The organism is Actinomadura sp. ATCC 39365, assembly GCF_054392275.1.
Window position 1 is genome coordinate 6,283,889 of the sequence record NZ_CP184335.1, and the last position, 25,255, is coordinate 6,309,143.

A 25,255-nucleotide genomic window follows, 5' to 3' on the forward strand; every position below is an offset into this window, starting at 1 on the left:
GAAGAATGAGAACTCTCAGATGCGGGATGCAGGGAGCCACCCCCTCCCCGGAACTCCGGCGACCCGGCACTCACTACCGCCCCAAGGAGCGCATGCCATGCCCAGGCGTACACCCTGGCTGACCCGCACCCACGCCACCGCGCTGCTGCTCCCGGCACCGGCAGGGGAGCCCGACCGCACCGTGCTCGTGCTCACCGACGACGCAACGCTCGGCTACGCGACGCCCGAGGCCGTGCTCACCGGCAGAACCGGCCGGGTGGCCTGCACGCGCATGCCGTCGCTCACCCCCGACCCCAGGTGGGAACAGGCGGACGAGCAGCGGGAACGCAGCCTCCCCGCGCGTGTCCAGGAGGCTCTTCCCTCATGAACGACCGCATGAGCGACGCCGAGCGCCGGGCGGTCGCGCTGCTGCTGGAGCAGGGCGAAGCGTGGGTCGCAATGTGGCGGAGCGCCTGCTCACCGCAGCGCGACGGCTGGCGGTTCGCCAGCCTGGCCGAGCTCCTGCTCAGCCATGGCCGCCGGTTCACCCCGGCGTCCCGGCCTCCCGCGTTCGTGGCCGGCCCGCCGGGGACGTGCTTCGCCACCGCCAGCCGGTGGGCCGACGAGCACGAGGGCCTGCTGTATGTCGAAGGCATGGTGGTGGCCCAGAGGGTGCCTGTCGCCTTTGACCATGCGTGGTGCGTCCGCGCTGAAGCCGATGACCAGGTGATCGATCCCACGCTGCCCGACGGGATGGGCGTGGCCTACCTCGGAGTGGCCCTGACCGACGGCTACCGCTGCGCTCAGCAGGCCCGCCGCGGCGTGGATGCCGTCATCACCGGCGTCGGCATCAACCTCGCCGACAACACCGAGGTGCTGCGTGACGGGCTGCCCGGCGACGCCTGGGTATCCGTCGGCCGACCGCTGCCCGCATCGGTACACCTGGGGGAGGGGGCATGAGCGGTACGCCCATCCTTCCGGCCGGCTCTGGTCCCGCAGAAGCACAGGACATCCTGGAACCCACCGCCGTGCATCGGCCCGGCCACAACCCCTCCAGCGACACCGGCCCGGTGCCCGGGCCGCTCGCCGAAGCACGCCAGGCGCCTGCTCCAGCGCCGCCGCCCGAGCCGCTGGTGTTCAGCATCGGCGCGATCGCCGGGCTGAGCCCGCGCCGCGAGCGAGGCGACAGGGGAGAGGTGCCCGGCGCCGACGTCGACCTGATCGACGGCCTGGACCGGCCCACCTGGAACGTGGTGGCCGGCTGGCTGCAGCACAGCACCTCTGTCTCGACCCGGCAGACCCGGCTGCAGGTGCTGGCGGCCTTCCTGCGCTGGCTGCGCACCCTGACCCCGCCGGTGGCGCTGCTCGAGGTCACCGAGGATCACCTGATCGCCTACCGCGACGCCGCCGCGACCGGCGCGCTGACCGTCGGCGTGCGTAAGCCCGGCAAGGCGCTCGGCCCGGCCACGGTGGCCAAGCAACGGCACAACCTGTCCAGCTTCTACGGCTACGCCCGCCGCCGCAAAGTGATCGCCTACAACCCCGCCGCCGACGTCGACGCGCCACCGGTCTCCACCGAGGGCAGCACCCGCCCCTTCACACCCGTGCAGCACCGGCATATGCGAGCCGGGGTGGCCAAGCTCGCCGCGACAGGGCAGCTGGCCCAGGCCGCCGCCATCGCTCTGCTGGACGACGTCGGCGGCCGCGTGGGCTTGCTGGCCGGGCTCACGGTCGGCGACATCCGCACCGTCACCGAATCCGACGGCAGCAGGCACACCGTGCTGCGCTTCCGCAACAAGGGCGGCAAATACGCCCAGCTCCCCATCCCGGACGCCGACACGATCGCCATGCTGCAGCAGCTGCGGCAAGGCAAGCCTGCCGACGATCTGCTGTTCACCCGTGAAGACGGCTGGCCGATCGACCGCTGGTGGGTCACCGCGGCGTTGAAGGCCGCAGCCGCGGCCGGTCAGATGCCCACCGAGGAGGGGGAGAAGGCGCATCCGCACCGCATCCGCGCCACCGTCATCACCGAACTCCTGGACGGCGGCGCGCCACCGGAGGAGGTCCAGCAGGCCGTGCAGCACAAGTCCATCTCCACCACCTTCCGCTACAAGGGGCGCAACAAGCGCCTGAGCGGGCACGTGCTGTACCGAGGCACACGCGACAAGGAAGCCACCGGCGATGGATGAAATCGATGGAGAGGTGGCCCAGCCAACGCGCAGTGGCGGAGGGCGGCTGGAACAGGGGGCCGTCAGGGTTGACCTCACCAGCCGCCATTGCGGTGTTCCCGCAGGTCAGGCAATTGGGTAGCTCCGCCAGCAGATGGTCGGCCGGGTGCGTCACACGGCCTCTCGCGGCGAGGCGGTGCCTGGGCCGGGCAACCGTACGGTTACCACCAGGCCGCCGCCGTGTCGAGGGACGGCCGTTACCGAGCCGCCGTGACCGCGGGCGATGGAGCGCACGATGGACAGGCCGAGGCCGAACCCTCTCCCACCTCCGGTACGCTCGCGGTTGAGCCGCCGGAACGGCTGGAACAGCGACTCGATCTCGTAGTGCGGCACAACAGGCCCCGAGTTGGCCACAGTCAGCACTGCGTCCTCGCCGATGGTCTTCGTGGTCACGGAGACGAGCCCGGAGGGCACGTTGTGCTCGACGGCGTTCTCGATCAGGTTCTGTACCAGCCGTTCGAGCAGGATCGGATCGCCTCTGGTGACCGCGGTGGCCGCGCCGTCGCAGGGCACGCCGCGCTGGTCGCACACGTGGCCGGCGATGTCGGCCAGGTCGACGGGGGTGCGCTCGGTGATGCCGTGCTCGGAGTCGGCCAGCGTGAGCAGGCCGTCGATCAGCCGTTCGTGCCGTTCGTTGACGGTCTGCAACGACGTGCCGAGCTGGATGCAGTCCTGCGAGGCCCCCTGCCTGCTGACCGCGAGCTCCACCAGCGTCCTGTTCATGGCCAGCGGGGTGCGCAATTCGTGAGAGGCGTTGGCGACCAGCCTGCGCTGTCCGTCGAAGGCCGCGTCCAGTTGCTCCACCATCAGGTTGAAGGCGTCGGCCAGGTCGCGTACCTCGTCCTGCGGGCCGTTCATGACGATCCGTTCGTGCAGTCCCCGCCCCGCGCCCCCGGCCAGCCGCCGCGCGGTCTCGGTGACGCGGTGCAGGGGCTGCAGCGCGCGGCCCGCCACCAGCCAGCCGAACCCCACCGAGGCTGCGCCGACCAGCAGCAACCCGATCGCGCCCTGCGATATCAGCGAGGTGGTGGTCGCCGTACGGATCCGTTCGCTCAGCATCTGCCGTCCCTGGTCCATCGGCGGTCCAGACGGCGTGGACGACAGGATGTGCTTGCCACTGACGGCCGACGGCACCTGCTGGGACACCAGCAGGGTCGTCACGCCGAGCAGCACCACTCCGCCCACCAGGAAGAACGCCGCGTACACCAGGGTCAGCCTGGCCCTGATCGTGAGCTTGTTCATGCGATCCGGTACCCGGCTCCGGGAACGGTGTCGATCACGGGGACCTCCAGCTTGCGGCGCAGCTTCAGAATGGTCACCCGCACGACGCCGGTGAACGGGTCGATGTGTTCATCCCAGGCCCGCTCCAGCAGGTCCTCGGCCGACACCACCGCCCCGTCGGCGCGCAGCAACTCGGCGAGAACGGCGAACTCCTTGCGCGACAGCGCGACGTAACGCCCATCGCGGTAAACCTCCCGCCTGGCCAGATCCATCCGGATGCCACGGCGGCTGAGGACCGGAGGCGTGGCGGGCCCGGTGCGCCGCAGCAGCGCCTGCACTCTGGCCGACAACTCGGCCAGCGCAAACGGCTTGGGCAGGTAGTCGTCGGCGCCGAGTTGGAGGCCCGCCACCCGATCCCGTACGGCCGCAGCAGCGGTCAGCATGAGAACGCGGGTTCGTGTGGCCGATTCCACGATCGATCGGCACACGTCGTCGCCATGGACGGCGGGCAGATCACGGTCAAGGATGACCACGTCGTAGTCGTTCACTCCGAGCCGCTCGAGCGCCGAGCCGCCGTCGTTGACCACGTCAACGGCCAGCGCGTCGCGACGCAGCCACTCGGCGATGCCGTCGGCCAGCACCGGTTCGTCCTCGACGATCAGAACACGCACGCTCAGGAGTTCTATCCGGTTGGGTGTATCGCCACCGTTAACGTTCGCGCTAACGCCACGGTAAGCGGCTCTGCGATGAACTCCGGGCCATGAAGACGAAGACACTGATCAGGCTCCTCGCCATGAGCCTCGTCCTTACCGCCTGCGGCGCCCGACCTGAGACCAGGGTCGCCACCGCGAGCGGCGCCACGGCGAGCGCGGCCGCGAGCCCTTCGGCCGCCGGCGACGGCGAGCTGGCCTTCGCGCGGTGCATGCGAGGTGAGGGCGTCGACATCAAGGACCCGACCAACGGCCGCTTCCAGGTCAGCAGCGACATCGCCGAGAAGAAGAAGATGGACGCCGCGATGGCCAAGTGCGGTCACCTCCTGCCCGGCGGTCAGGGAGGCAAGCCGAATCCGCAAGATCTCGACAGCGCGCGCAAGCAGGCCAGGTGCATGCGCGAGAACGGGTACCCCACGTTCCCCGACCCCGACTCCAGCGGAAGGTTCAAGCTGGACGTCGGCGCCCTCGGAGCCGGCCCTGACGACCCGAAGTTCAAGGCCGCCATGGAAAAGTGCCGCGCGGCATGACCGGCCGGCTCGCGGCCGGGTCGCTGATCCTCGCGGCGGTCTGCGCCACCACCGCGGTCATCGTGTTCGGCGGGCGCGGAGACGAACCGGTCGCCCGCGACGCCGTGCCCGCCGCTCTCGCCGAGGTCACCAAGCAGGACCTGGCCGACACCACGACAGCCACGGGGATCGTGGGCTACGGCCGGGAGCGCCCGCTGGCCGCGGCCGCTCCCGGCACGGTCACCGCGCTCGCCGCCATCGGTTCGACGGTCCGGCGCGGTGGCGTGCTGTTCAAGGTCGACCAGGTCCCCACCGTGCTCTTGTACGGCAAGCTGCCGGCCTACCGGACACTGCGGTCCGGCATGCGAGGGGCCGATGTCCGGCAGCTGGAAGAGAACCTGCGCGAACTCGGCTATCGCGGTTTCACCATCGATGACGTATTCAGCGGGGAGAGCGCGCGGGCCGTACGCAAGTGGCAGAAGGACCTCGGCGTCAAACAGACCGGCGTGGTCGAGCTCGGCCGGGCCGTCTTCCAGCCGGACGCCGTCCGCGTCAACGACCAGACGGCAGCGCCTGGGACGCTCGTCCGTCCAGGCGCTCCACTTCTCACTGTCACTGGGACCGCGCACTTGGTCACCGTACGGCTGGACGAGACGGAGTACCGGCTGGCCAAGATCGGCGCTGCGGCGACGGTCAGGACACCGGACGGCGAGCAGGTTCAGGGGAAGGTCGCCACGGCACAGTTCGTGGTCAATTCCGATCAGCGAGGCACGACCACGAAGGTGGAGCTGACCGTGGCGATCGGGGCCGTCGGCTACGACCGGGCGGCGGTCGATGTGACGCTCGTCTCCGAGGTGCGCAAGGACGTTCTCACGGTGCCGGTCGCGGCGCTCCTGGCGCTGTCCGAGGGCGGGTACGGCGTCGAACTCGCGGACGGCCGGGTCCTTCCGGTCCGGACGGGGCTCTTCGCCGGTGGGCGTGTCGAGGTGTCGGGCCAGGGGCTCACCGCCGGCCTGAAGGTGGGGATGCCGACATGATCGCGCGGCTCGAGGGCGTCACCAAGGCCTACCCCGGTGGTGTCATCGCGCTGGATGACGTCTCGCTGGAGGTCGAGAAGGGCGAGCTGCTGGCCATCGTCGGGCCGTCCGGGTCGGGAAAGTCCACCATGTTGCACATCCTCGGCACCTTGGACCGGCCCACCAGCGGCCGGGTGCGCCTCGACGGCCAGGACGTGGGCACGCTGCCGGACCGCGCCCTGTCGGAGTTGCGGGCCACCAGGATCGGGTTCGTGTTCCAGCAGTTCCACCTGACCACAGGCGCGTCGGCGCTGGACAACGTGGCCGACGGACTGCTGTATGCAGGGGTGCCGCTCGGGCGGCGGCGCGCCCGGGCGCTGGAGGCGCTCGACCAGGTGGGGCTCGGCCGTCGCGTACGGCACCGGCCGCACGAGCTGTCCGGCGGTGAGCGGCAGCGCGTGGCCATCGCACGGGCGGCTGTGCGCAGGCCTGTCTTGCTGCTGGCCGACGAGCCGACGGGCAACCTCGACTCGGCGGCGGGCGCGGGCGTTCTGGCGCTGCTACGAGAGCTGAACGCGTCAGGGACCACGATCGTGGTGATCACACACGACTTGGAGATCGCGCACGCCCTGCCCAGGCAGGTGCGCATGCGGGACGGGCGGGTGCTGCCATGACGGCGCTGTCGGCCAGGGACGTGATCAGGGTGGGCGGGGCCGGGCTGCGCACCCGGCCGCTGCGCGCCCTCCTGTCGGCCCTCGGCGTCGCCATAGGGATCGCCGCGATGGTGTCGGTCGTCGGGATCTCCGCTTCCAGCCGAGCCCAGCTGGACAGGACCCTGGCCAGGCTCGGCACCAACCTGCTCACGGTGGCGCCGGGCCAGACCGTGTTCGGCAAGCAGGCACAGCTGCCGCGGGAGGCGGCGGCCATGATCCGCAGAATCCGCCCGGTGACGGGTGCCGCCGCTACCGCGCTGCTGCCCGATGCGCACGTTTACCGCAACGACCGGATTCCTGCGGCCGAGAGCGGCGGCATCGCCGTCGTCGCCACAGAGCTGACCGTCCCCGATCTCGTCGGGGCGGCTGTGGCGCGAGGCACCTGGCTCAACGGCGCGACGGCCCGGTACCCAGCCGTCGTGCTGGGCTCGACAGCGGCTGAACGGCTGGGCGTCACAGAGCTGGGACGGCAGGTGTACCTGAGTGGACACTGGTTCACCGTCATCGGGATGCTGGACGCCGTACCGCTCGCGCCGGAGTTGGACTCCTCCGCGATGATCGGCTGGCCCGCTGCCGCACGGTACCTGTCATTCGATGGGCATCCGACCACGATCTACACCCGCACCGAGGACTCGGCCGTGGAAGCGGTGCGCGCCGTGCTGGCCGCCACCGCCAAACCTCAGGTGCCCGGCGAGGTGAACGTGTCCAGGCCATCCGACGCGCTCGCCGCCCGCCAGGCGACGGACCGGGCCCTGACCGGCCTGCTGCTCGGCCTCGGCGCGGTCGCCCTGGTCGTCGGGGGTGTGGGCGTGGCCAACACCATGGTCATCGCGGTCCTGGAACGCAAGGCCGAGATCGGGCTGCGCCGGTCACTGGGCGCCACGCAGGGGCAGATCCGCGTCCAGTTCCTGGCCGAGGCGCTGCTGCTGTCCGGTCTCGGCGGGATCGGCGGCCTGTTCCTGGGCACCGCGGTGACCGGTGTGTACGCGGCCATCCAGGCCCTGCCGATGGTGATCCCCATCTGGGCACTGGTAGGCGGTCTGGCCGCAACCCTGATGATCGGCGGCCTGGCTGGGCTCTACCCCGCCATCCGTGCCAGCCACCTGGCCCCGACAGAGGCGCTGGCCTCGCCCTGACCAGCCGCCATCACACCACCGGCTCGGCGGCTGGCCGCTGGGCTCGGCGGTGCGGGGAACGCGGTGAGTCCAAGGCCCGGCGGCCACGGTTTCGGCCTACGTCGTGAGGCACCGTTGATCGGTAAGCCGGCGTACGAGGCCGCCGGACCGGCGACATCGTGCTGATCAAGACCCTGCTCTACACCGGCGTCCGCGTCGCCGAACTGGTGAAGATCCGCCTCGATGACGTCGACGAACGATACGGCCAGCCCGGGATGAACCATGGTGCTCCTGCCCGACAGCGGGTACGGCATCGCGCTGATGTCCAACAGCCGCATGCCGCTGGAGGCCGACGTCGAGGCCATCATGGAAGACCTCATCGCCCTGACCCAGGGCACGCCCGGTACGGGCACCCCGCTCCCGCTCGCCTTCATCCCCGACCTGACCGCACTCGCCGCCGCGATCTCGATCGCGACAGGCGGAGCCGTCAAAGCTCGCCGAGCGCGACGTTGGGCGCAGCGCCGCGCCACCGCCGCCTCCTGGAGGACGATGCTCCGGCTGGTCCCCTATCTGCTGCCGTTGCCGGTGCTCGCCTTCCTGCCGCGCATCCTGGAACTGATCACCGGCGGCCGCGGCGTCACCTTTGTCCTGCTGTCTCACATCTGGCCGACCTTCCTCGCCGCGGTCGGCCTGACCGCCGCAACCGGGATCATGGTCACCACCGCCCGCATCCGCGCTCTCCTGCGACAGCAGCGTCGCCAGTCAGCTTCGGCACCACTGCATCCACAGGCGCACACCTCTACGACCGGGACGTGAGCACCGGGACTGGCCTTCGAGGAGGCTGAGTGCAGAAATTAGCGGTAGAGAGTTGATCTTCGTACCGGTTCGATGACGGCCTTCGTTTGGGCAGGTCGCGGGGCCTATGTCCGGGGCCATGCCCTTCGAATTTCTCTCTGATGAGCAGATCGCCCACTATGGCCGCTTCCCCGAGGAGCCCTCGTCTGCGGAGCTGGAGCAGTTCTTCCGGCTGGATCGCAGTGCCTTGGACGCGCTGGCCTCGAAACGGCGTCCGGCCACGAAGCTCGGCTGGGCCGTGCAGTGGGGCACGGTACGCATGCTGGGGGTGTTCCTGACCGACGACCCGCTGGCCGTGCCGCCGGAGGCGGTGACGTTCGTCGCCGAGCAGCTCGCCCTGGATCCGGCGCATTTGGCCGACTACGGGCAGCGGCAGCAGACGGTGTACGAGCACGCCTGGGAGATCCGGGAGTTACTGGACTATCGGGACTTCGGGTCGTGCGAGAGCGAGGTGCGCCAGTACGTGGCGGCGCGGGTGTGGGCCTCGGCAGAGGGGCCTCGGGCGCTGTTCGACCGAGCCCGGGTGCACATGCTCAAGGAGCGCATCCTGCTACCGGGCATGACCGTGCTGGTGCGGTTGATCGGCGAGGTGCGGCGGGCGGAGAACGAGCGGCTGCACGCGCTGCTGTCAGGCCGGTTGCCGGCCGAGATGCGCGCCGCGCAGGCGGGGCTGCTGGCGGTGCCGGACGGCAAGCGCCACTCAGAGCTGGAGCGGTTACGCACGGTACCGACCAAGGCTCGGGCCGGGTGCTGGCCGACGAACTGCGCCGAGTGGCCGAGATCGCCCAGCTCGGCGCCGGAGAAGTGGCCACCGATCCGGTGCCGGCGGTCAAGCTGGGAGCGCTGGCCCGATACGGGCTGGCGGCCAAGGCGCCCACCCTGCGGGATCTGGCAGCCGATCGGCAGGGCGCGACGCTGCTGGCCACGGTGCGGCACCCGGAGACCGCCTCGGTCGATGACACCTTGGACGTGCTCGATCTGCTGATCTCCTCCAACCTGCCGGCCCGCGCGGAGCGGGCGGGCAAGGCCGAGCAGCTGCGTACCTTCCCGCGGTTTACGTAGGGCGGCGCGGACGATGGCCTCGGCGATGGAGGTGCTCATGGCGGTGCCGGAAGCGACCGAGGAACGCCTGGTGTCACTGGTGGAGGTGTGGAAGGCGATCGAGGAGGTGGTGCCGCGCGAGAAGCTGGCCTCGGCGGTGGAGACGGTGGCGGCGTTAGTGCCGGTCAGCGATGACGACACGGCCGCGCAGTGGCGGGCCGAGCTGGTCAAGCGCTACCGCACCGTGCAGGGCTTCATCGATCCGCTGCTGTCCACGATCCGGTTCCGCGCGGTCGAGGCGGGTACCCCGGTGCTGGCTATGGTGCGCGCCGCCGCGGTGATGGCCAAGAGCCGCCGCCGCTACGCGCCCGGTGACATCGCCGCGCATGACGAGCTGATCACCGGGTCGTGGCGGCCGCTGGTGTACCGCAACCCCGATCTTCCCGACGGGCAGGTCGACAAGGCCGCGTTCGTGCTGTGCGCGCTCATGCACCTGCACACCGCGCTGCGCCGGCGCGACGTGTTCGCCGACGGCTCGGAGCGGTGGAGCGATCCGCGAGCCCGGCTACCGGACGGCCAGGCGTGGGATCAGGCGCGGCCACGCCTGCTGACCTCGTTGGAACTCGAGCTGGAGCCAGCCGGGCACCTGGCCGAGCTCGCCAGTGCGCTGGAGGGCGCCTACGTGCGCGTGCTGGACGGGCTCGGCGGCAACACCGCGGTGCAGTTCGTCGGCGGCCGGCTGCAGCTGGAGAAGCTCGGCCCGCTGGCCGAACCACCGCTGATGAAGGAGCTGCGTAACCTGGTCGACGGCATGTTGCCCCGGCTGGACTTCCCCGAGCTGCTGCTGGAGGTGTTCGACCGCACCGGCCTGCCCGCGGACTTCACCCACGTCTCCGGCGTCGATGCGGCGATGGACGACTTCCCGATGAGCTTGGCCGCGCTGATCGTGGCCGAGGCGTGCAATGTCGGGCTGGTTCCGATCGAGAAGCCGAACGTGCCCGCCCTGACGCGGGCCCGGCTGCAGCAGGTCGACCAGGGCTACGTGCGCGCGGAGACGATCGCGGCGGCCAATGCCCGGCTGATCGGCGCCCAGGCCGGTATCGGCATCGTCCGGCATTGGGGCAGCGGGCACATCGCATCGGCCGACGGGCTGCGCTTCGTGGTCCCGGTGCAGAGTCTGCACGCCGGGCACAACCCGATCTATTTCGGCCGGCAGCGCGGCGCGACCTGGCTGAACGTGGTCAATGATCAGGTGATGGGGATCGGTGGGCTGGTGGTGCCGGGCACGCTGCGCGACTCGCTGTCCACCCTGGACGCCATCCACAATCTCGACGGCGGCCCCCGTCCCGAGACGGTGGTCACCGACGCCGCCAGCTACTCCGGCCTGGTGTTCGGCCTGTTCGCGATCTGCGGCTACCAGTTCTCCCCGCGTATCGCCGACCTGGCCGACATGCGGCTGTGGCGGACCAACACCCGCGCCACGTATGGGCCGCTGGAGCACATGTCCCGCCATGTGGTCCGCCTGGATCGGATCCGCGCCCACTGGGGCGACATGCTGCGCGTGGCCGGCTCGCTCACGATGTGCACGGTGCGTGCCTACGACCTGATCCGGATGCTGTCGGCCGACGGCCGCCCCACCGGCTTGGGAGAGGCGTTCGTGCCCTACGGCCGCATCTTCAAAACCCTGCATCTGCTGCAGTTCCTGCATGATGAGGGCTACCGGCGGATGATCGGCACGCAGTTGAACGTGCAGGAGGCCCGGCACCGGCTCGCCCGGAAGATCGCGTTCGGCAACCGCGGGCAGTTGCGCCAGCCTTACCGCGAGGGCATGGAAGACCAGCTCGGCAGCCTTGGCCTGGCGCTGAACGCGGTCATCTGGTGGAACAGCCTGTACCTGGATGCTGCCGTGCAGCGGCTGCGTGCCCAAGGTTTCCCGGTAACCGACGAGATGTGCGCCCGGCTGTCACCGATCCAGTACGAGCACATCAACTTCCTGGGCCGCTACGCCTTCACCCGCGCTGACGTCGGCTCCGGGCTGCGCCCCTTCCACGACCTGCCCGTGCCGGCCGGGTGAGCTCGCCGCCGCATGCGGGGCGGTCAGCAGTAGAGCTTCAGGTAGTTCGGGTGAACCGCACCGACTTTCTTGGAGGCCCTGAAGCCAGCATGATCGTGCTGGCGGAAGGGAGAATCACACGCGATGCCAGCCCCCAGGAAGTACCCGCAGGAAGTACGTGAGCGCGCGGTGCGGATGGTGTTCGAGGTCCGCGAGCAGACCGGCAACGCGCCAGGCGCCATCGCCCGGGTCGCCCAGCAGCTCGGCGTCCACCGCGAAGCGTTGCGCAGCTGGGTCCGGCAGGCCGAGGTCGACGGAGGACAGCGGCCGGGCACCTCGACAGCCGATGCGCAGAGGATCGCCGAGCTCGAACGGGAGATCCGTGAACTGCGCCGGGCCAATGAGATCCTGAAGTCGGCGGCCGCTTTTTTCGCCCGGGAACTCGACCCCCGACCGCCCAGATAGTCGCCTTCATCGACGCCCACCGCGACGAATTCGGTGTCGAACCGATCTGCCAGGTGCTCGATCTCGCGCCGGCGACGTACTACGCGGCCCGCAACCGGCCGCCCTCGGCCCGGCAGCGACGCGACGAGCAGCTGTCGGCCGAGATCATCCGGCTGTGGAACGACAACTTCGAGGTGTACGGGGTGCGCAAGATGTGGAAGGCGCTCAACCGCCAGGGCGTGGCCGTGGCCCGCTGCACGGTCGCCCGGTTGATGCGCAGGTTAGGGCTGTCCGGCGCGGTCCGGGGCGATCACAAGCGCCGCACCACCATCGCTGAGCCGCTGTGTCCGCGGCCGGCCGACCTGGTCGAGCGGGACTTCGCCGCGCCGGCGCCGAACCGGCTGTGGGTGGCCGACCTGACCTACATCCACACCTGGGCCGGGTTCGTCTACGCCGCGTTCGTCATCGACGTCTACTCGCGGATGATCGTCGGCTGGCGGCTGACCGACCACCTGCGTACCGACCTGCCACTGGACGCGCTGGAGATGGCCCTGTGGCGCCGCGGCGGCCAGACCGACACGCTGAACGGGCTGGTGCACCACTCCGACCGCGGCTGCCAATATCTATCCATCCGCTACACCGACCGGCTCGCCGACGCCGGCGCGGTCAGCTCGGTCGGCTCGCGCGGGGACAGCTACGACAACGCCCTGGCCGAGAGCACCATCGGACTGTACAAGACCGAACTGATCCACCGCCGCGGCCCGTGGAAGGGCCTGGACGACGTCGAACTCGCCACCATGGAATGGGTCGACTGGTACAACAACCGCCGACTCCACAGCGCCTGCCAGGACCTTCCACCCGCCGAATACGAAGCCCTCTACCGCGCAGAGATCAACTCAGCTACTCTCACCCCAGCCACATAACCCGGTCTCCAACAAACCCGGCGCGGTTCAGGGTACGGCCGGAGTACGCCAGAAACACACCGCGTGCTTGCGGCGTCCGGGTTCAGCGCTCGCGCCGACGGGCTGCGGGGTCGTGTTCGGCGGTGATGCGGGCGGAGGTCTCCTCGCCGAGGCGTACGTAGCGGCCGAGGCTCGCCAGGTGCTGATGACGGGACTTGGCCTGCAGTTCGGGCGCGGTTCGGCCTGCTTCGGCTAGATGTTGCAAGGCGCTGTGCCGGAGCTGGTGCAGCGTCCAGCCCTCGCCGTGCGGGTCGAGTTCGGCGGAGGCCGTCTTGAACAGGTACTCCGCGCGCGGGTAGGACAGTCGGCCGCGGCCGGTGATCGGGCAGATGTCGGCGGCCGCGGGCGCGCGGCGGCCGGAGGCGGGGGCGCGCCGGTCGGCCAGAAAGACGGGGCCGGCCTGGCGGCCTTGGAGCAGGCGGGGCAGCAGCCGGGCGGTGGCGGTGGCCCAGTGCACGTACTCAAGGGTGCCGCCCAGACCAGGTCCGGCGCATTCTCGTTGGGCCGCTCGCCGGGGCCGGTCGGAGCGATGTCGAGGTGGTCGGGCAGAGTGCGGGCACCGGCAGCGCCCAGGACGCGGCGTATGGTCTTGGGGCGACCTGGTGCTCGGGTGCCAGGGCCCTGACGGTAGGCCTCCACGATGGTGGCGGCCTTGTCCTGGTCGATGGCGATGGATCGGCATACGGTTTGCGCAGGTAACGGTCGCGTCCCGATTGGATCGGCTGGCCCCGGGTGTCCAACAGGTGGGGCCGGAATACGAGCGAAACATGCCACCGCCTTGTTCAGCGCGGTTCGCCTTGATTGGGCCGCGCCGAAGCTCTGGACCGGACAGAAGCGAGGCGCTGTCCGGTTACGAAGGAGCGGGGAACCGACACCCCGAAAAGTAGGAGTTTCTGCCGAGGGCTTTGCACTCGCTGGAGGGGCCGACGCTCTAAACCGGTATGAGCGTGGATGAGGGAAATAACCGCCCCAGCCAGCCGGTCGGAGACATGGTGGTGCTGTTCAACGCGGTAGCGGCCGGGATCGGCGGCCTGTATGTGAGTACCCGTTCAATTGCGGTGACCGGGCTGGCCGTCGGCCTGGTCATCGTGCTCTGCCTTGTGGTACCGCGATTTCGTCGGTGATGACTCTTCGCCGGTACTGGTAGCCGGGATGGCGCTGATCGTAGCGGGTGGTGACGAGGCCAGGTGATCACGAATGAGGATTCTGATCCTCCGGAGTATGAGAGCTTCGAAACGTTCTTCAAGCAGCAGTTCTCGCGCGTCATGGCGCTGTTATTGAGCCATAACTACAGCTGGGAGGAAGCACTCGAGGCCACGGTTGAGGCGATGGCTCGTGCCGGGGTGGGCTGGGAGGCCATTCGGTCTCCCTACGCCTGGGTGTGCAAGGTGGCCTTGAGGCAGGCGGCGAAGGCGGCTAAACATGACCGGCGGGGCCTGACGCTGGCAATCGAGGGCGGATGGGCGGGGTCTTCCCATGAGGATGAGGCCAGCACCTCGGTCATCGAGGAAAAGTCGGAAGTCGTGGCGCTGCTGGCGTGCCTGCCGGACAGGCAGCGGGCTGTCATGGCCTGTTACTACGACGGGCTTAATCCCGATGAGATCGCCGGAATTCTCGGCATGAAGCGAGGCACGGTGAATTCGAACCTGCGCCATGCACGGCGCAAACTGAAAGCTGTGCTCCGGGATAGGGAGGAGGGCAGGTGAGGAACGACCACGAGCGTGACATGGATGCCCGGCTTCGGAAGAGCCAGCGTGAGCTGGCGGCGGAGCTGTCGCAGGAACTGGATCTGGACGCGATCCTGGCGAGCGTCCAGGCCCGCTCCGCCGAGATCCGCGCCGCCTTGAACGTCCCGGCCAAGGCAGCGATCTGGATATCGTTGGGTCCCGCAACGATCTCGATCGGCCGCTACTTTCGCCAGAACGCTGAGGAGACCCTCGACGATCTCACGATCTGCAAGGATCTGGGGTTGCCGCCCAGCACCATCTACCCAGTGATCCGTCAGTTCGTCGAAGCGGGCTGGGTGGAAGAGCGATGGGAGAGCGGTGTCCCAGAGGGCCAGCCGCGCCGCAAGCTCTACCGTCTGACCGCTGAAGGTCCTCGGGGCATCGGCGAGATGACCGCCTACCTCGAACAGCAGAAAGCCGGTGCGTTTCTCACTGGTGGCCTGCTCCACCGCTCCCTCACAGAAGGGACCTGACCGTGCTGCTCCTTTCCATGATGTTCGGGTTCCTCCTGGTGGGCGGCGTGTTGAGCGCCGGGATGTGGGCGGTCGGGGCGTTCAGCAACAACTACACGCAGTCGGTGAACGGCAAGAAGGGTTTCTTGCTCACCTCCAGCGCGGCACTCGTCCTGGGGGCACTCACGTTCCTGTGGGATTACGTCACCCCTGAAGGTTCGGAACTTCCCACCTTCGTCAGTGTCCCGCTCGCCGTGGCATGGCTTGCCTATCTACTGTTCGGCTTGCTCACCGCCCGGTACGGTTTCGTGCGGCGAGTAATCCGCCTGACAGTCCGGCTGTCGGCGCGTTGGCTTCCGCCGGCCGAACGAGCCGACTTCATCGAGACCACACTCACCGTGTTCTACGGCATCCGATCGCTATATCGCAGCCGGTTGATGACCAGCACACTGGTCCGTAGCCCGCTGATGGGACTGCGACGCCGACAGGCACAAGCCCGCCTGCTCCAAAGGCTCGAGGAACTGACCCCCTGACGCGGGAGGGACTGTAAAAACAACGGTGTAACTCCTGATCACGGAGGACACCCCTGATGAGTACTGTGATCCAGGCATCGACGGAGATCGACCTGGAGGACGGCGCCGTGGCGCGCAAGCAGCCGAAGGACGTCAAGGCCAAAGAGTCGGATCGAGAGCTGGTGGCCCGGCTGGTCGACCAGGCCCGTGCCGAGGGCGTGGAGCTGGTCGGTGAGAACGGGCTGCTGGGCAGGCTGACCAAGCTGGTGCTGGAGTCTGCTCTAGAAGGTGAGATCACCGACCATCTCGGCCACGACAAGCACGAACGCTCTGGCAACGAGACCGGTAACACCCGCAACGGCAGCCGATCCAAGACCGTCATCACCGACGTCGGGCCCGTGGAGATCACCGTGCCGCGGGACCGGGACGGTAGTTTCGAGCCGAAGATCGTACGCAAGCGGCAGCGGCGCCTGTCCGGGGTCGATGAGATGGTCATCTCGCTGGCCGCCAAGGGCTTGACCACCGGGGAGATCTCCGCCCACCTGGCCGAGGTCTACGGCGCCGAGGTGTCCAAGCAGACCATCTCCACCATCACCGACAAGGTGCTGGACGGGATGGCCGAATGGCAGAACCGGCCGCTCGACCCCGTCTACCCGGTGATCTTCATCGACGCCATCCACGTGAAGCTGCGCGACGGCCAGGTCGCCAACCGGCCCATCTACGTGGCCATGGCCGTCACCGTGGACGGTGAGCGCGACATCCTCGGATTGTGGGCCGGCGACGGCGGCGAAGGGGCCAAGTTCTGGCTGCATGTGCTGACCGAGATCAAGAACCGCGGCGTCGGCGATGCGCTGATGGTGGTCTGCGACGGCCTCAAGGGCCTGCCGCAGGCCATCGAACAGGTCTGGCCGCAGGCCGTCGTGCAGACGTGCGTCGTTCATTTGCTGCGCGCCTCGTTCCGGTATGCCGCTCGCCAGCACTGGGATGCCATCGCCAAGGCGCTCAAGCCGGTCTACACCGCGCCGACCGAGGCCGCCGCGCTGGAGCGTTTCCTGGAGTTCGCCGAGACGTGGGGCGGCAGGTATCCGGCGATCGTGAAGCTGTGGGAGGACGCCTGGGCCGAGTTCGTCCCCTTCCTCAACTTCGACACCGAGATCCGCCGGGTGATCTGCTCGACCAACGCCATCGAGTCGGTCAACGCCCGCATCCGGCGGGCGGTCAAGGCCCGCGGCCACTTCCCCAACGAGCAAGCCGCGCTCAAGTGCGTCTACATGGCCATCATGAGCCTGGACCCGACCGGCAAGGGCCGCAAACGCTGGATCACCCGCTGGAAGGCCGCTCTGAACGCCTTCGCCATCACCTTCGAAGGCCGCTTGACCTCGACCACCCGATAATCACTCAAGATCGAGATACACCGTTATCTAGACAGTCCCACGCGGGACGCGAGCCGTGACCTACACAGCATCTTGTCAGCCATGGACTGCCCGGCAGGGCGGTGGATGCCGGCGCAGATGCCGGTCAGGATGTGCAGGTTGATGCCGCGCGGCGCGAGCTCGTCCTCCAGGAAGACCAGCAGCTCCTTGACGCTGCGCGCGACGCGGTCGGGCTTGGTGATGACCAGCGTGTCCCCGGCCTTCCTCCCAGCGATGACGGCCTGGAGCTTGGGGCAGTCCTTGCGACGGGTGGAGATGATCTCCTCCACAATGTCGCGGCACGAATGCGCGAGGTGGTCTGCATGTTGCGGGCGTGGAGACCACTTCGCGCGGCTGACAAGGCTGTCGGCAGCGCGACCATGAATGAGGAAGCTCAGCATCCCCTGGTGTCTGAAAGGCGGCACCGTGAGCAAGCCGGGTCTCGACGACGGGGATCGCGGAGAGCCCAACGACCTTGCTACGGGAGAGGCGTCCGAGCACGCGACGGATGCTCTCGTAGAACAGGCGGAGCTGGGCTCGTGCTCCGGTGCGTGGTACCGGCGGTCGAAGATGGCGATGAGCCAGTCACCGTACAGGGTGTCCTCACGCCGGGCCCGGGCACCTGCCCCGAAATTGTCGGGGGGAACGGGTAGGGCCGCGCCAAGCACTCAGGCCCGATGCCTGATCCATCTCCTGACTCCCAATGGTGGTCTTCCGCGGGGGGCGTCCGCGATGCTCGCTCTTGCCCCGCTTGTCGGGGGCGATACGAGCGCGGCGACGGAGCTCGGTGACGGACGAGATCCGACACGCGTGCCATCGGTCGATGGGGCGTGGCCGCGAGCTGGAAGCCTCCGAGAGCCAACGGAGGTCGCTCCAGCTCCGCTCGGGTCGGCTCACCGGAGAAGCGCCCGTAGGCCGCTGCTTGATCATCGGACAGGAACTCAACCGTCACATACCGTCATCGATAAGGATCAAGGCGTCGCTACCGCTAATTCCTGAGGAGTTCCTCCTCGACCCCCAACACGGCCAGGGGCACGCGGCCATCGCGCGCCCAGGCGATCAGGACGTTCTTCCTGTTCCTGGAACTCCCGGCCAGCCGGGCCGCCCGGGCGGGAATCTTCACCCCGGGCAACTCACTGTCTTGCGGTGTAATGATAATTACACCGCAAGCATAGCGGGAAAGATCGTCAGCGGCTGAAACCGTAGACGAACTGCGAGTTGCCGGAGTTGTACGGCTCGGGCAGCACCCACCTCTGGTCGGCGCCCTGGTGGCAGTCCCACAACACCAGCGACGTGCCGTTGGCGGTGCTGCCGTTGTTGGCCAGACCCGCGCACTTGCCGGACTTGGAGTTGCGGATCAGGTAGTGGTGGTTGCCGTCGAAGGTGGGGGTGAGGACCCACCGCTGGTCGTTGTGGCCGTGGCAGTCCCACAACACCAGGGAGGTGCCGTTGGCGGTGCTGCCGTTGTTGGCCAGGCCCACACACTTGTTGGTGCCGGCGAAGCTGCGGATGGAGACGTCGGAGCGGCCGAACCAGGACTGGTCGACGCCGCCGTGGCAGTCCCACAACACCAGCTTGGTGCCGTTGGCGGTGCTGCCGTTGTTGGCCAGGCCGATGCACTTGGCGCTGAAGGAGGCGGCGGACCGGATGGCGGTCGGCGTGTCGGCCTGCGCGGCCGACGACAGGCCGAAGGCCAGCGCGAGCGCGAAGGGAAGGGCCAGGAATGAGCGGCGCACGATTTCCTCCTGATTGTGTGAACGTGTCACCCCAATGGCGTTCCACTCCGTTCCTCCAGATGGAACAGCTATCTGAGTAGGTTCTGGAGGTATGTCACTCCAGGTTGGGGGCGCGGGCGTCCTGCCTGGAGGCACTCCGGCCTCGGGGAACATCGGCACAGCGGTTATCGGTGAGAACGATCATGGTCAGGACGCGAGTGCGCTGACCCGGTTCTCGTTCTCGCGGCGGGTCTTGCGCTGAGCCGGGGCCGCAGGGGCACCTTGGCCGCCGTCGAGCGGCTGGCGGCGGGCGAGGAGTGCGAGGTGGGCCGACAGCATGAGCTGAACGCCGCCCGGCCTGCGGTTCTTCTGCCGGTGACACCAATTGGTGTCACCGGTCAGCGGCTCAGGCCGGGCCCGCGGTCGACGCCCTGGCTCGGTGGCGGCCGATGGGGCTGCGGGCGCACACGCTCGCTCTGCCGCCCCAGCGCCGGACGATCCGGGCCGTCGCCGCGGGCAGCAGCCGTATCGCGCTGGCGCTGAGCGTTCTCGGCGCGAGCGGCATGTTCGATCTCGCGCCGGTCAGGCGGCAGGTAGGCGCGACGCCGGCGTTCGTCATGCGCAGCGGCCAGTTCGGCCTGGCCCGCCTGGTGCACCTGGCGGCCGCGGCCGACGCGATGGGCGGCGGCGTCGACGTCACGTGCCCGTGCCCCGCGCCGGGCCGATTCCCAGTCACGTTCGAGATCGTGGTGCCGGCGCCGAACCAGCGGCCAGGCGGTGACCGGCGGGGCCATGGCGGCGGTCTGCTCGGCGGCTGCCTCCAACACCGGGCTCTGCCGCAGCACCACGGCCAGGCGCTCACGCGCGGCGGCCAGGTCCTCGCGCAACCGGGGCAGCGCGGCCTCCAGCTCGCGGCGCCGAGCCCGATGCGAGGGACGCAGGCGGCCCAGCCCGTCCAGCTCGCGCTGCAGGCGGCTCTCGCGCTGGACCAGCCGGCGGATCTGCTCGCGGCCGCCGGCCACCTCCTGGCGGGCCTGCTGCAGCCGGCGGGCGGCCTGCTCGGCGGCCTCGACCTGGCGCGCCTGCTCGGCCAGGTGGGCTCGTTTCTGCTGCAACGCCTGCTCGGCAGGACCGCCGCCATCACGGGCGTAGTGGCGCATGTCCTGCTCGGCGGCCTGCACGGTGGCGGCCGCCGCAGTGACGCGCTCGCTCAGCGTGTGCTGGCAGGCGGCCAGCTGGCCGTCGGTGAGCAGGCCGACCCCGTACGGGCTCCGGGTCAGCGCCAGCAGAACGCTGGCCCGGCGGACGGCCGCCGTTGCCTCACGCTCGGCGTCGACCAACTCCTGTCGGGCCCGACGCAGGCCTTCGCCATCTCGCACTTGTCCTGCGTGCTGACCGGCGATCGGCTCGGGTTCGGTGGTGACCAGACGGTTGGCGCGGTCGCCGCGCAGGGTGGCGGCGTAGGCGGCGACGACGCGCTGCAACTCGACCTCATGCCCCTCCGGCTCGCCCAGGCGGGCCCGGTCGGCATCGCTCTCCAGCAGCTCACGCGGCAGATACAGGTAGGCGGCATCGCGATCGCGGCTCATGGCCGCATACAGGCTGTGCGGGTCCAGCCCATACCCGTAGACCAGGGCCCGATCCACAGTGGCGCCCTGCGTGGCGGCCACCGTCATGGCGGTGCCGTACCCGAGCCCGCCGGCCGCAATGAACCCCCGGTCGAGCCACTGCCGTTCCAGGCGCGGCCCATCAGCACGCGGAGCACGCCATTCGACCAGCACGCGGAGCACGCCGTCGATGGCCACCACGCGGCCGCGGTAGCCGTTGAGCACGTCGGCACCTGGCCACCCCGGGCCCGGTAGTCGTTCTTGTGGACCCGCACATGATCGGCCAGCCGTTCCACAGCGTTTGCGTCTCCGGCATCGGCACACGCCCACAGCTCGCCCACCTGGCCCTGCTCGGCCAGCAGCCTTGCCACCAGCTCGGCCAGCATCTCAGCTGCGTCCATGTCCCCGGCAGTCGGGGGCGGCGGCTGCCGGGACTTGACCGTCACGCGGGCAGGCTTTTGATCATGACTTTCGCGCGGTTCGGGAAGGCGCTGCTGATCGCCTATTCTGAGGCGGCCCAGGCTGTCGACCCCACCGCTGCTCTGCTCGGGCCCGGCGGGGGCTATGGCAATGTGATGATCCGGCCCGCAGACTCTCCGCTCGCATGCTGGCTGGTCGAGCAGCGGATCGCCGTGGTTACCGAGGCGGGAGCGGTGGCGTTGCCCTATGCGGGCAGCTACACGCACACGCTGGCGCTCACTCACTCGTTGATCGTCCGCGTGCGCGATGTGGCCACCACGATCACACCGGGGGAGAAGCCACCTCTGGCGCACTGGGAGGCGCTGAAGGACCTGCGGGAACGGTGCTCGCTGCCCGAGATCATCAACAGCACCGACGCGCTGCCGGATCAGCTCATGGTCTGGATCGGCGTCTGTTTCGGCTCGAAGTGGAACGGGTGATGAACGAGCACGATCAGCTCGCCGGCGACGCGATGACCACGGAATCGGTGCCGGCGACCGAGCACTGGGCCCGGCGGCGAGCCAGAGAGCGACCGGCCGATCATGAGAGGTCTGCCAGTCAGAGGTTCGCTGACCGGGCCATGGGCGCGATGGCGACGGGTCCCGCCGGTCATGACCTCCGCGCGTCGCGGCCACCGTCCCTGAGCTCTTCGGCGCGGCTGGGGAAATCGTCGGTCCTGTCATCGCCGGAGTTCGGCTGCCATCCGGCGCTCCACGGGGATGAACCGGCATCGGGCGTGACCGGCAGCATCGCGTCTCGGGCGTCGATCGCCTGCTCAGGCAGGGGACGGACGCGGGCCGCCGCGGCGCAGGCGGTCAACGTCAGGATGACCAGTGCCGCCGTCGCGCCGCCTGGTCCCTGGTCGAACAACCCGCCCACCGCGATGCCACCGGCGAACGCGACCAGGCCCGACAGGAACGTCTGCACGCCCAGGTACGCCCCGAAACGCGTCGGCGGGGCGAGCCGGGCGATCGTCTGGAACACCGCCGGCTGTAGGAGTCCGTCGGCGAGCCCGTGCAGCACGGCCACCAGCACCAGGCCTGGCAGCCCGGTGCCCGCGCCGGTTGCCAGCAGCAGATGGCCGCCTGCGGTGAGCAGCAGTCCCGCGCGCAGCACGTGCGGTCGGTCGGCGCGGCCGGGTACCGCGCACCACGGCTGGACCGCGGCCGAGACCATGGCGAGCACGCAGGAGAACACGGTGACCGCCGCCGCGTCCGCGCCGCCGAGCGGTACGACCACCGACGACTGGTCGGTCAGCAGCATGGCGGGTGCCGACACGGCCGCGAACCCGATGAAGACCCGGTCCCGCAGTACCGTTCGCACCCCGGAGACGACCCCGTGCGGCACCCGTACGCGCGGGACGTGCCGCAGGAGTGAGAACAGGAACGCCGCCACGCCCCACAGCGCTGTCGCCGTCAGCGCCACCAGCCAGTAGCCGACGTTCAGCAGCGCCAGCCCGAGCACCGGGCCGGCCACCGCCGCGACCTGCAACGTCATCGCGTACGCCGCGTATCCGCGCGCCCTTCGCCGTTCGGCGAGCCCGGCCAGCAGCGACTGCGCCGCCGGATGGAACAGCGCCCCGCCCGTGCCCAGCAGCACCATGGCGACGATCAGCCAGGGCAGGCTGGACACAATGCCCAGCAGGGCGAACCCGGCCGCGCGCAGCAGGCACGCCAGAATGCCCATCCGTACCGGGCCGAGTACGTCCACCAGCACGCCGACCGGCAAGGAGAGCGCGTGCTGCACGAGATTGCGCAGCGCCAGCACCAGGCCGATCCCTCCGGCGGCCAGTCCGAGGTCGGCTCGCAGGTGCAGGACGACGTGCGCCATGGCCGCGAAGTAGCCCAGCGAGATGGCCGCCTGAACGGTGACGACCACGGTGACCGTGCGACGGTCACCGTGGTCTGCGGGGGAGACGATCACGCCGCGGGCAGGACGTTCAGCCGGTACAGCAGTTGACGGGCGAGCGTGGCGCGCTTGGCGGCGTCGGCGTCCTTGGCGATGTCCATGTTCAGGGCGAAGGTGTACAGGCGTCCGCCGCGCTCGACCCAGCCCGTCCACCAGCCGGTGCCGGGGTTGGGGGCGTTCTGCCAGCCTGACTTGGCGTACAGGGTGTACCCGTTCTTCTTCTCCATCAGGATCAGGTCCTGGACGGTACGCTGGTTCGCGCGGGAGGCGGGCAGGCGCAGGGCTGCCAGCCGTTCCATGAACCGAGTCTGCTCCACCGCCGAGATCTTCAGCGGGCCGTCCAGCCAGAACCGGTCGACCACGGGCCCGGTCTGCTGGTTGCCGTAGCCAAGCCGGTGCAGCCACTGACGTTCGCGCGTGAGGCCGATGCGGCGGGCGATCACCTGGAACGCCGCCGCGTTGGAGATGCGTACGGCCTCCCGCATGGTCATGTCCTTCTCCCACTCGGGATACGGCTGCGGCGTGCCGTCCCAGGGGATCACCTCGTCGGGGCTCTTGACCACGCCCGTCTCCAACGCGACGAGCGCGTGCGGGACCTTGAAACTGGACGCGGGCACCATCGGCGTCTCCGCGCGCCGCCGGTCCACCACGGTCGTCGTCTTGGACGACACGTCCAGCAGCGCGAACGTGCCCCGCACCCCGGCCGTGTCGAACACCGTACGCAGGTCGTCGCGCACGGTCGTTCCCGGCCGCACCTCGGCAGTCACAGTGGCGGCGCCGGCCGAGGCGGTGGCCGCGTACGAGGGAGTGCCGAGGAGGGGGAGTGAGGTGAAAACGATGACGCCCAGCCCGGAACGGAGGGCCTGGGGGATTGCCTTCTTCATGCGCAGAGGAGATCACGGGACATCTGAACTGTCCAATATCGATATCACTGGACGGCCGATATTCGAATTCGTATACCCGCTGGCAGAGAAGCCGCCGACGGCGACGATCATGGATCGCTCACCGCTGCCGTTCGGCGTCTCCCCCTGACAGCCCTTGTTGTCTCAGGGCGTGGTCGTGGCGGAGGTCTCCCAGGGCGGTCAGGATTCAGACCGAGGGGTGGGCGGGGTGGTGGTGGGGGACGGGACGGGGAGCGACCTGTTCGGGCCGGGACTCGAAGCCGCCGTCGGCTTGCTGGTGGGCCAGCAGGTAGCCGATCGCCCGGCGGGCCGGTCCAGCATGGCGGCGGCCAGGCCCTCATCGCTCTGATGCGGCGCGAGCCACTGGCATGCGCACGTGGGCGCGGAACGGCTGTTCCGCGCCCACCGTCGATCCATCTGTTTCAGCAGCCGATCGGCGCATCCACCGTGACGGAGGCAGGGCCGTAGAAGCTGGGCCCGCCGGGACCCACGGGCCCCTGGGACAGCTTGACCTCGGCGCGAATCGTCGATCCGCAAGGGGCGGTCGCGGTGGTGCCCTCAACGGTCACGGTGTTGTTCCAGATGCTCACCGACTGCCGCCGGGAGCCGAGGAACAGGCCACCGACGACTTGGCCGGACACCTCCACCTCTGCGCGCTGTGGGGTGATGACTCCGCCGGGGCCAGGCTCCGCGATGCCGGGCGCGCCGACTGTGCCGTAGAACCGCGCCTGAGTGCCCGTGAGATCCACGCAGGCCTTAGTGGAGAGACCCGAGATCAGGACGCTGTCACTGCAGGTGGTCGTAGTCGTGGCGGCGGATGCCGGGCTGCTCAGCGCGAGCGCCCCCGCGGCCGCCGCCCCTACGGCGAGTACCGCGGCTCCACGCTTGACGATCTGCTTCAACGATTTCCCCTTTGATGATCGGGCGTGCGGCCTCGCGCCACACACGAGCAGTAGCATGTCACACATGACATGATGTAATAGTGAGCGCCAGGAGAACTGCCTGAGAACCCGTGGGAAAAGGCTTGAGCGTTTAAATCGGGCGCCCAAAACCGCAAAATCGGAAAATGGAATGGGGCTCGAACGCGAAGGCGCAACCCCGGCCGCCGGGGCGGCGGGCGGATGGCCGGTGCGGTTGGCGCTGCTGACGTAAAGGACCGGGTGGCCGGCCAAGACGGGCAGCTGCTGATCGCCTATTTTGAGGCGGCCCAGGCTGTCGGCGGCCGTCACCCAGTCTCTGCTTGACAGGCAGGTCACTCCCATGGCCTTTGGGGCGGTGTGTCCGGTGCAGGCCACGGCGCCGTCGACGTGTTGCAGCCACCAGGACGCTCCGGCGCCGAGCGTCCAGGTGATCGCGAAGGCGAGCAGGACGGCGGCAAAGATGAGTGCGACCGAGCGATGCTTCATGACCGTCAGAGGTTCATGGGGGTTCCTCCTACCTTGACGGCTATCAGGAGACGACGCCCAGGGTTTCGGGCGTTTTCCCAGGCTGCCGTTTGCAGTTCGGAGGCGGGTTTCGTCCTGCATGAACTGGCTGTTTAGCCGGCGAGGGCGCCGGCCGACCGGGGCGGCATTTCGGTGTGCGCACGGCGGGTGCGGCACTGGCAGGGGCCAATGATCAAGTGATCTGTGTTCCTGCCTGATCGCTAGGGCGCCGCCCTGTACGGCCGGGGCACGATCCGGCTGTGGGACGTGGCCACGCGCCGCCCTGCCGGC

Annotated in this window: 27 protein-coding genes and 1 other annotated feature; of the genes, 17 read left to right on the top strand and 10 right to left on the bottom strand. The window is 69.3% G+C overall.

From position 1 onward, the window contains the following. The first annotated feature begins 97 nt into the window (after positions 1 to 97). From ACNF49_RS30665 to ACNF49_RS30675, 3 genes are read left to right on the top strand one after another with little or no spacing between them, the layout of a single operon-like run. On the top strand, positions 98 to 367 hold the full coding sequence (locus ACNF49_RS30665; RefSeq protein ID WP_482939701.1) for a hypothetical protein: 270 nt from the start codon (positions 98 to 100) through the stop codon (positions 365 to 367). Then, a complete protein-coding gene (locus ACNF49_RS30670; protein WP_482939702.1) occupies positions 364 to 939 on the top strand; it encodes a hypothetical protein in 576 nt (191 codons plus the stop codon). Before ACNF49_RS30665 ends, ACNF49_RS30670 begins: the two co-directional genes overlap by 4 nt. Continuing rightward, the gene (locus ACNF49_RS30675) at positions 936 to 2,168 is read left to right on the top strand and encodes a tyrosine-type recombinase/integrase (RefSeq protein ID WP_482939703.1); all 1,233 of its coding nucleotides are present in this window, start codon (positions 936 to 938) and stop codon (positions 2,166 to 2,168) included. The genes ACNF49_RS30670 and ACNF49_RS30675 overlap by 4 nt, the downstream gene beginning before the upstream one ends. A gap of 150 nt (positions 2,169 to 2,318) precedes the next feature. On the opposite strand, the gene ACNF49_RS30680 is transcribed toward ACNF49_RS30675, so the two are convergent. After that, the gene (locus ACNF49_RS30680; protein WP_482939704.1) at positions 2,319 to 3,449 is read right to left on the bottom strand and encodes a sensor histidine kinase; all 1,131 of its coding nucleotides are present in this window, start codon (positions 3,447 to 3,449) and stop codon (positions 2,319 to 2,321) included. Continuing rightward, on the bottom strand, positions 3,446 to 4,099 hold the full coding sequence (locus ACNF49_RS30685) for a response regulator transcription factor (RefSeq protein WP_364104525.1): 654 nt from the start codon (positions 4,097 to 4,099) through the stop codon (positions 3,446 to 3,448). Before ACNF49_RS30685 ends, ACNF49_RS30680 begins: the two co-directional genes overlap by 4 nt. 122 nt (positions 4,100 to 4,221) lie before the next feature. Between ACNF49_RS30685 and ACNF49_RS30690 the strand changes: the two genes are divergently transcribed. The 8 genes from ACNF49_RS30690 (at position 4,222) to ACNF49_RS30725 (ending at position 12,807) form a co-directional block, all read left to right on the top strand. Beyond that, positions 4,222 to 4,668 carry a hypothetical protein gene (locus ACNF49_RS30690; RefSeq protein WP_482939705.1) on the top strand — a complete coding sequence of 149 codons (447 nt, stop codon included), beginning with the start codon at positions 4,222 to 4,224 and terminating at the stop codon, positions 4,666 to 4,668. After that, positions 4,665 to 5,684, top strand: coding sequence for a peptidoglycan-binding protein (locus ACNF49_RS30695; RefSeq protein WP_482939706.1), 1,020 nt, complete (start codon positions 4,665 to 4,667; stop codon positions 5,682 to 5,684). Before ACNF49_RS30690 ends, ACNF49_RS30695 begins: the two co-directional genes overlap by 4 nt. Then, positions 5,681 to 6,337, top strand: a complete 657-nt coding sequence (locus ACNF49_RS30700; protein ID WP_482939707.1) for an ABC transporter ATP-binding protein — start codon at positions 5,681 to 5,683, stop codon at positions 6,335 to 6,337. The genes ACNF49_RS30695 and ACNF49_RS30700 overlap by 4 nt, the downstream gene beginning before the upstream one ends. Next, positions 6,334 to 7,512: an ABC transporter permease gene (locus ACNF49_RS30705; RefSeq protein WP_482939708.1), complete on the top strand. Its 1,179-nt coding sequence runs from the start codon at positions 6,334 to 6,336 to the stop codon at positions 7,510 to 7,512. Before ACNF49_RS30700 ends, ACNF49_RS30705 begins: the two co-directional genes overlap by 4 nt. Positions 7,513 to 7,773: 261 nt before the next feature. Further along, complete coding sequence (locus ACNF49_RS30710) at positions 7,774 to 8,307, top strand: hypothetical protein (protein ID WP_482939709.1); 534 nt, start codon at positions 7,774 to 7,776, stop codon at positions 8,305 to 8,307. Positions 8,308 to 8,425: 118 nt separating this feature from the next. After that, the gene (locus tag ACNF49_RS30715) at positions 8,426 to 9,331 is read left to right on the top strand and encodes a DUF4158 domain-containing protein (RefSeq protein WP_482939710.1); all 906 of its coding nucleotides are present in this window, start codon (positions 8,426 to 8,428) and stop codon (positions 9,329 to 9,331) included. Positions 9,332 to 9,445: 114 nt separating this feature from the next. Beyond that, the gene (locus ACNF49_RS30720; protein WP_482945608.1) at positions 9,446 to 11,461 is read left to right on the top strand and encodes a Tn3 family transposase; all 2,016 of its coding nucleotides are present in this window, start codon (positions 9,446 to 9,448) and stop codon (positions 11,459 to 11,461) included. Positions 11,462 to 11,584: 123 nt separating this feature from the next. Beyond that, a protein-coding gene (locus ACNF49_RS30725) for an IS3 family transposase (protein WP_482939532.1) occupies positions 11,585 to 12,807 on the top strand; the annotation gives its coding sequence in 2 pieces (ribosomal slippage) (positions 11,585 to 11,864 and positions 11,864 to 12,807; 1,224 coding nt in all). Next, positions 11,863 to 11,976: a sequence feature (AL1L pseudoknot), on the top strand. It overlaps the preceding gene by 114 nt. Before the next feature lie 82 nt (positions 12,808 to 12,889). On the opposite strand, the gene ACNF49_RS30730 is transcribed toward ACNF49_RS30725, so the two are convergent. After that, positions 12,890 to 13,303 (bottom strand): site-specific integrase, encoded by a 414-nt coding sequence (locus ACNF49_RS30730; protein ID WP_482939711.1) that lies wholly within the window; start codon positions 13,301 to 13,303, stop codon positions 12,890 to 12,892. A gap of 484 nt (positions 13,304 to 13,787) precedes the next feature. Here ACNF49_RS30730 and ACNF49_RS30735 point away from each other — a divergent pair, with 484 nt between their 5' ends. The 5 genes from ACNF49_RS30735 (at position 13,788) to ACNF49_RS30755 (ending at position 16,931) form a co-directional block, all read left to right on the top strand. Next, positions 13,788 to 13,970, top strand: coding sequence for a hypothetical protein (locus ACNF49_RS30735; RefSeq protein WP_357987683.1), 183 nt, complete (start codon positions 13,788 to 13,790; stop codon positions 13,968 to 13,970). A gap of 63 nt (positions 13,971 to 14,033) precedes the next feature. After that, positions 14,034 to 14,552: an RNA polymerase sigma factor gene (locus ACNF49_RS30740; protein ID WP_482939712.1), complete on the top strand. Its 519-nt coding sequence runs from the start codon at positions 14,034 to 14,036 to the stop codon at positions 14,550 to 14,552. Then, positions 14,549 to 15,046: a PadR family transcriptional regulator gene (locus ACNF49_RS30745; RefSeq protein WP_357987689.1), complete on the top strand. Its 498-nt coding sequence runs from the start codon at positions 14,549 to 14,551 to the stop codon at positions 15,044 to 15,046. The genes ACNF49_RS30740 and ACNF49_RS30745 overlap by 4 nt, the downstream gene beginning before the upstream one ends. A gap of 2 nt (positions 15,047 to 15,048) precedes the next feature. Then, complete coding sequence (locus tag ACNF49_RS30750) at positions 15,049 to 15,558, top strand: hypothetical protein (protein ID WP_357987841.1); 510 nt, start codon at positions 15,049 to 15,051, stop codon at positions 15,556 to 15,558. Between the two features lie 56 nt (positions 15,559 to 15,614). Continuing rightward, positions 15,615 to 16,931: an IS256 family transposase gene (locus ACNF49_RS30755; protein ID WP_482939713.1), complete on the top strand. Its 1,317-nt coding sequence runs from the start codon at positions 15,615 to 15,617 to the stop codon at positions 16,929 to 16,931. Positions 16,932 to 16,954: 23 nt separating this feature from the next. Here ACNF49_RS30755 and ACNF49_RS30760 read toward each other — a convergent pair whose 3' ends face one another. From ACNF49_RS30760 to ACNF49_RS30775, 4 genes are all read right to left on the bottom strand, one after another. Beyond that, positions 16,955 to 17,350, bottom strand: a complete 396-nt coding sequence (locus tag ACNF49_RS30760; RefSeq protein ID WP_482939714.1) for a recombinase family protein — start codon at positions 17,348 to 17,350, stop codon at positions 16,955 to 16,957. 587 nt (positions 17,351 to 17,937) lie between these two features. Continuing rightward, the gene (locus ACNF49_RS30765; protein WP_498703254.1) at positions 17,938 to 18,072 is read right to left on the bottom strand and encodes a hypothetical protein; all 135 of its coding nucleotides are present in this window, start codon (positions 18,070 to 18,072) and stop codon (positions 17,938 to 17,940) included. A gap of 64 nt (positions 18,073 to 18,136) precedes the next feature. Then, positions 18,137 to 18,685: an RICIN domain-containing protein gene (locus ACNF49_RS30770; protein ID WP_357987692.1), complete on the bottom strand. Its 549-nt coding sequence runs from the start codon at positions 18,683 to 18,685 to the stop codon at positions 18,137 to 18,139. A gap of 377 nt (positions 18,686 to 19,062) precedes the next feature. Continuing rightward, on the bottom strand, positions 19,063 to 20,496 hold the full coding sequence (locus ACNF49_RS30775; RefSeq protein ID WP_482939715.1) for a hypothetical protein: 1,434 nt from the start codon (positions 20,494 to 20,496) through the stop codon (positions 19,063 to 19,065). A 50-nt stretch (positions 20,497 to 20,546) separates the two neighbouring features. Here ACNF49_RS30775 and ACNF49_RS30780 point away from each other — a divergent pair, with 50 nt between their 5' ends. Beyond that, on the top strand, positions 20,547 to 21,170 hold the full coding sequence (locus ACNF49_RS30780; protein WP_482939716.1) for a hypothetical protein: 624 nt from the start codon (positions 20,547 to 20,549) through the stop codon (positions 21,168 to 21,170). A gap of 169 nt (positions 21,171 to 21,339) precedes the next feature. Here the strand turns inward: ACNF49_RS30780 and ACNF49_RS30785 are convergent, their stop codons facing one another. The 3 genes from ACNF49_RS30785 to ACNF49_RS30795 form a co-directional block, all read right to left on the bottom strand. After that, a complete protein-coding gene (locus ACNF49_RS30785; protein WP_482939717.1) occupies positions 21,340 to 22,653 on the bottom strand; it encodes an MFS transporter in 1,314 nt (437 codons plus the stop codon). After that, positions 22,650 to 23,522, bottom strand: a complete 873-nt coding sequence (gene blaOXA / locus ACNF49_RS30790; protein ID WP_482939718.1) for a class D beta-lactamase — start codon at positions 23,520 to 23,522, stop codon at positions 22,650 to 22,652. Before blaOXA ends, ACNF49_RS30785 begins: the two co-directional genes overlap by 4 nt. 440 nt (positions 23,523 to 23,962) lie before the next feature. Then, on the bottom strand, positions 23,963 to 24,946 hold the full coding sequence (locus ACNF49_RS30795; RefSeq protein WP_482939719.1) for a hypothetical protein: 984 nt from the start codon (positions 24,944 to 24,946) through the stop codon (positions 23,963 to 23,965). Positions 24,947 to 25,255 lie beyond the last annotated feature (309 nt).

Excerpts from the sequence above, each read along its gene's own strand:
- ACNF49_RS30780 (WP_482939716.1), top strand. The coding sequence starts at position 20,547 with ATGATCGGCCAGCCGTTCCACAGCGTTTGCGTCTCCGGCATCGGCACA.
- ACNF49_RS30675 (WP_482939703.1), top strand. The coding sequence starts at position 936 with ATGAGCGGTACGCCCATCCTTCCGGCCGGCTCTGGTCCCGCAGAAGCA.
- ACNF49_RS30695 (WP_482939706.1), top strand. The coding sequence starts at position 4,665 with ATGACCGGCCGGCTCGCGGCCGGGTCGCTGATCCTCGCGGCGGTCTGC.
- ACNF49_RS30795 (WP_482939719.1), bottom strand. The coding sequence starts at position 24,946 with ATGAAGCATCGCTCGGTCGCACTCATCTTTGCCGCCGTCCTGCTCGCC.
- ACNF49_RS30710 (WP_482939709.1), top strand. The coding sequence starts at position 7,774 with ATGGTGCTCCTGCCCGACAGCGGGTACGGCATCGCGCTGATGTCCAAC.
- ACNF49_RS30755 (WP_482939713.1), top strand. The coding sequence starts at position 15,615 with ATGAGTACTGTGATCCAGGCATCGACGGAGATCGACCTGGAGGACGGC.
- ACNF49_RS30735 (WP_357987683.1), top strand. The coding sequence starts at position 13,788 with ATGAGCGTGGATGAGGGAAATAACCGCCCCAGCCAGCCGGTCGGAGAC.
- ACNF49_RS30670 (WP_482939702.1), top strand. The coding sequence starts at position 364 with ATGAACGACCGCATGAGCGACGCCGAGCGCCGGGCGGTCGCGCTGCTG.
- ACNF49_RS30700 (WP_482939707.1), top strand. The coding sequence starts at position 5,681 with ATGATCGCGCGGCTCGAGGGCGTCACCAAGGCCTACCCCGGTGGTGTC.
- ACNF49_RS30690 (WP_482939705.1), top strand. The coding sequence starts at position 4,222 with ATGAGCCTCGTCCTTACCGCCTGCGGCGCCCGACCTGAGACCAGGGTC.
- ACNF49_RS30760 (WP_482939714.1), bottom strand. The coding sequence starts at position 17,350 with ATGCTGAGCTTCCTCATTCATGGTCGCGCTGCCGACAGCCTTGTCAGC.
- ACNF49_RS30715 (WP_482939710.1), top strand. The coding sequence starts at position 8,426 with ATGCCCTTCGAATTTCTCTCTGATGAGCAGATCGCCCACTATGGCCGC.
- blaOXA (WP_482939718.1), bottom strand. The coding sequence starts at position 23,522 with ATGAAGAAGGCAATCCCCCAGGCCCTCCGTTCCGGGCTGGGCGTCATC.
- ACNF49_RS30665 (WP_482939701.1), top strand. The coding sequence starts at position 98 with ATGCCCAGGCGTACACCCTGGCTGACCCGCACCCACGCCACCGCGCTG.
- ACNF49_RS30705 (WP_482939708.1), top strand. The coding sequence starts at position 6,334 with ATGACGGCGCTGTCGGCCAGGGACGTGATCAGGGTGGGCGGGGCCGGG.
- ACNF49_RS30680 (WP_482939704.1), bottom strand. The coding sequence starts at position 3,449 with ATGAACAAGCTCACGATCAGGGCCAGGCTGACCCTGGTGTACGCGGCG.
- ACNF49_RS30720 (WP_482945608.1), top strand. The coding sequence starts at position 9,446 with ATGGCGGTGCCGGAAGCGACCGAGGAACGCCTGGTGTCACTGGTGGAG.